Origin of the sequence: Psychrobacter sp. TWR1-1-1, assembly GCF_049895865.1 — a bacterium.
Taxonomy (GTDB): Bacteria; Pseudomonadota; Gammaproteobacteria; order Pseudomonadales; family Moraxellaceae; genus Psychrobacter; species Psychrobacter immobilis_A.
The window spans coordinates 1-4561 of sequence record NZ_JAFCTE010000039.1 but is presented as its reverse complement, the minus strand read 5'-3'; the positions used below and the strand labels follow the sequence as shown (position 1 = coordinate 4561).

At 37.9% G+C, this 4561-nt stretch carries 1 protein-coding gene; it reads left to right on the top strand.

Going from position 1 to position 4561, the window contains the following annotated elements; all coding sequences use genetic code 11:
- Positions 1-164: 164 nt before the first annotated feature.
- Entirely contained in the window at positions 165-4427 is a 4263-nt protein-coding gene (locus ACP69U_RS13655; RefSeq protein ID WP_426138819.1) for a hypothetical protein, read from the top strand.
- Positions 4428-4561: the final 134 nt, after the last annotated feature.

The window sequence follows — 4561 nt, the reverse complement described above, 5'->3', positions numbered from 1 at the left end:
CACGATTGGTTATGTGTCACCTTTTGAGTTTGAAAAGCAGTATTATGATAATTTAATCCTGTCAGGTGTTGCTGCCTGACTCAAGTAAATAAGCCTCCGATAAAGTCGGGGCGGTTCAGTCAGGCTAATGAAGGGTACTTCCTTATAAAAAATTTGGAACTTATATGTTGAATTATATTGAAGTGGATAGACAGTTTTCAGCTGTTTCTAAAGACAAAGATGATTCGCAAGATATTGAAAATTACCTCAAATTTAATACTGCACAGTCTGAATCATGGGATTTAATTTTAAGTGAGTATCGTTGTGTTGTACTCGCTGAAGCAGGCGCAGGAAAAACGATTGAGTTCAGGGAAAGAGCTTCTTTGATGAAGAGTAAAGGGGAGTATGCATTTTTTATTAGAATTGAAGATATTGATCGCCATTTTTATGAAAGCTTTGAAGTTGGCGATGAGGAGGCGTTCGATAGTTGGTTAGATTCAGATGAAGAAGCATGGTTTTTTCTAGACTCTGTAGATGAAGCCTTACTTACCAGTCCAAGAGCATTCGAAAGAGCAATACGGTATTTTGCCAAAGCGATTAAGAGAGGTCAACTTAGAGCACACATATATATTTCTAGTCGACCTTATAGCTGGAGAGCAAAGACTGATCAAGAATTAATGGATGAAGTTTTGCCACTAAAGGGCAGTGATTATCAAGAAGGGTCTACCAGTAATGATAAAAAACCTCCTAGTACGCTTAAAGTTTATAGCTTACGTCCTCTGGATAGAGAAAAAATCGCTGCATACTGTCAAGAAAAGGGAGTTAAAGATACTGATCAATTATTAGATGAGGTTGAAAGGATTGACCTTTGGAGCCTAGCTGAAAGACCTTTTGACTTAGATACAATAATCGATAAATGGAAAGAGGATAAGTCACTTGATGGACGCCTAGAGCTTATACAGCATAATATTGATCTACGGCTCAAGGAGAGTCATAGCGCTGGCTCTCGTACCGCATTAAATACAGATTTGGCGCGCAGCGGGGCACAGCGCTTGGCGGCAGCTGTAGTATTAACAGGAAATGCAGAAATTAATGTACCTGACTCGGAGCGTAATAAAAAGGGCATAGATGCAGACATCATACTGTACGACTGGGATAAAAGTGATGTAAAAAAGTTATTAGAAAGTGGACTGTTTAACGACATTTTATATGGCGCAGTACGGTTTAGGCATAGGGATATACGTGAGCTATTGGCAGCAGAATTTTTTAGTTCGCTAATTAAAGATAATTATAATCGTTTAAATATTGAATCCTATTTTTTCAAAGACTCTCTTGGTGAAAGTATTGTCACCCCTTTACTTCGCCCAGTACTTCCGTGGCTTATTTTGTTTGATGACAATATCTGTGCTAAGACTCTGAATATTACACCAGAAGTTATCATCGAAGGTGGTGACCCTTCTAAACTATCTGTATATACAAGGCAAGACGCAATTTTAAAGCTTATCGACAATATCGATAAAGATCGCTACAAAGCTTACATAGGAAGCGATACAGCAATTGCCAATCTTGCCCAGCCTGATTTAGAAAGTGATGTGCTCGAACTTATTAGTGGTTATAAAAATAACGACAATATCATTCTATTTCTCAGCCGATTGGTGCTTCAAGGAGCACTGTCGAACTGCGTCAGTGCATTGATACCTGTTATTATCGATAATAACAGAGATAAGTATACGAGAAGAATAGCTGCCAATGCAGTTATGTCAATTGGAACTCAAGAGCAAAAAAATACTGTATGGCAAGGCATTAATAATTCTAATGAGGAAATTCCAAGATGGTTGTTATCAGAGTTAGTTATTGAGGCTGAGCCAAATACATCAACTGTTGATTTTATTATTCATGGAGTTGTTAATTTATCCGAACCAAATGAATTTACGCCCACAGCCTTGTCTGGAGCAGTGTCTGGATTTATTGAGCGTGCAAATAGTGATGTTACTGCTTATCTGTTAAATAAGCTCCACAGCCATCTAAGCATAAAGATGTTGAATGAAACAGAAAGGGACGAGGTGTCAAAACAAGATGCGTGGCTGATGAGTGTGGCGCTGAAATGTATAGAAAGGTTAACTTTAGCAAGGAATCAATATGCTCTATCAAATACATCACTATTAGTATTGGCTCGTGCAGCTGAGTTAAGATTTTATCGAGAAGTACGTTTCGATATTTGTGAAACGAATTTGCACCATATATTACCTCAGTGGACTGAATTGAACGATGCCTTGTACTGGTACAGTATAGAAGACGCAAGAAAAAGACTAAATAGTACTGATAAACCTTTGAATTCTGACTTACCTTTATTTTATAGAGATAATTACTGGAGGTTTGAAACGTCTGATTTTTCAAGAGTGCTTGCGTATGTCGGGTCACGACCTTTGAATGATAAACTAGTCGCACTTGGCAATGCGCATCGAATATATTATCAGAGCGACTGTCCCACTGATATGTTGGACGATTTGCGTAAAGCTGTATCAGGAAGTGATGTACTTCAAGATAAACTAGAAAGATTACTGAATCCTGAAATCAGTGAAAAAATGAAAAATTATGAAGAAGAATCAAAAATTAGGTGTGAGAAGGCGAGAAGAAGACAAGATGATTTAAAGAATATTAAGAAAGATTGGATAACACATTTACGCAATAACCCATCCGAAGTTGTTACACCTTCAGCAGGAGAAGGTGAGATTACTAATAATCATGTATGGTTATTAGATGAGATAAGAAAAAATAGCTTAGATGCCAGTTGTCTATATTGTACCAACTGGAAAAGCCTTATTCCTGAATTTGGTAACAAGGTTGCTTTAGCATACAAAGACTTTTGTATGAATTATTGGCGGTGTTATAAACCTCGATTAAAATCAGAACAGGATGTTAATAATTCAATTTCTAACGCTTTACTAATTGCTTTATCGGGTCTAAAAATTGAAGCCGATGAATTTAGTGACTTCCCAAACTATTTAGACAATAATGACCTGAATACAGCATTGCGTTATATTACTTGGGATATTAACGGTTTTCCCAGCTGGTTTGAACGAGTGCATAGAGCGTTTCCAAAAGCCACAGAAGATGCAGTACTCAAAGAGTTGATTTGGGAATTAGAAGCCTCTAGTTCTGAGGGTTCTTTAAGTTGTATTTTGCAGGATTTGATTCATCATGCCCCTTGGCTTCATGAATTTATTGCTAGTAGAGTATTAGACTATTTGATGAGCCGTACTAGTCCAATGACTATTCGTAAAGAGTATTGTGTAAAGATATTGATTGAGGGTGGTGTTGAATCTGAAAAGCTAGCCACACTAGCTGATAAATATATAGCACTTAATGCGGATGACTATAAAGAAGTGGCTTGGTGGTTTGCACTATTGGTTGATAATGATGCAGATAGTGGTATTTCAAGTCTGAAGAGCTGGCTACTACTGCTGAACAAAGAAGATGCCCAGCAAGCTGCTGCAATATTTATCACAGCATTATTAGGTGGAACTTATACTCAGAATACAGTGTATTACGCAGGAAACTTTAAGACAGCCCCTCATTTAAAAGCCCTTTATATACTGATGCATAAATATGTTGAGCTAGGCGATGATATACAGAGAGCCGGCAAAGGAGTGTACTCACCAACGATTCGTGATAATGCTCAAGACGCTAGAGATAAATTATTAAATTATTTGGTAGAGATACCAAGCAAAGAGAACTATTGTGCTTTAAAGCAAATCTCTGAAGAATATAAAGATAGCTTACATAAGTTGTTGCTGCAAAGACGAGCTTACGAAATGGCAGAGAGATATGGAGACATAACTCCGTGGTCTGCCAGACAGTTTAAGGAGTTTCATAAATCTAAAGTGTTGCCTCCTCAAGCACATAGACAGCTTTTCGAGTTAGCGGTACAACAGTTAAAGGTGCTCAAAGACTGGGTCGAAAATGGCAATGACAGTCCATGGCTAACTTGGCAAAAAGCGGTAGAAGAAAACGAAGTCAGAACGCTAATAGCAGGCTACCTAAATCAACATAAAGGCGGTCACTATACCATTGCTGAAGAACCTGAACTGGCTAATGAGCAACGAATGGATATTTGGCTTGCTAATCCAAAAATTCAATCACCTGTACCTATTGAATTAAAACTACTTGATAAAAATTGGAGTGGCTCAAAACTATGTGAGCGATTGAGAAATCAATTGGTTGGTGATTATTTAAGAGAAGAAACGGCAGGATGTGGGGTCTTTCTCTTAGTCTCGTTAAATCAAACAAAGCGTTGGAAAATTGGGGATGAAATAGTCAGTATTGATGAGTTAGCATCAGCTTTAAAACGGTACTGGCAGACTATCTCTGATCAATATAACGGTGTTGAAAAAATAGAAGTTATTGTCATTGATTTGAAAAAACGAGCACTAGTTTCTAATACGTAAGCGGTCAGATATCAAACTGAACCGCCCCGGGATTGTCGGAGACCTAATATTCTGAGAGAATACGACAATGAAAAGACAAACCTATACTCCTGAGATTAAAGAACGCGCCGTTCGCATGCTGATTGAAGCGGCAG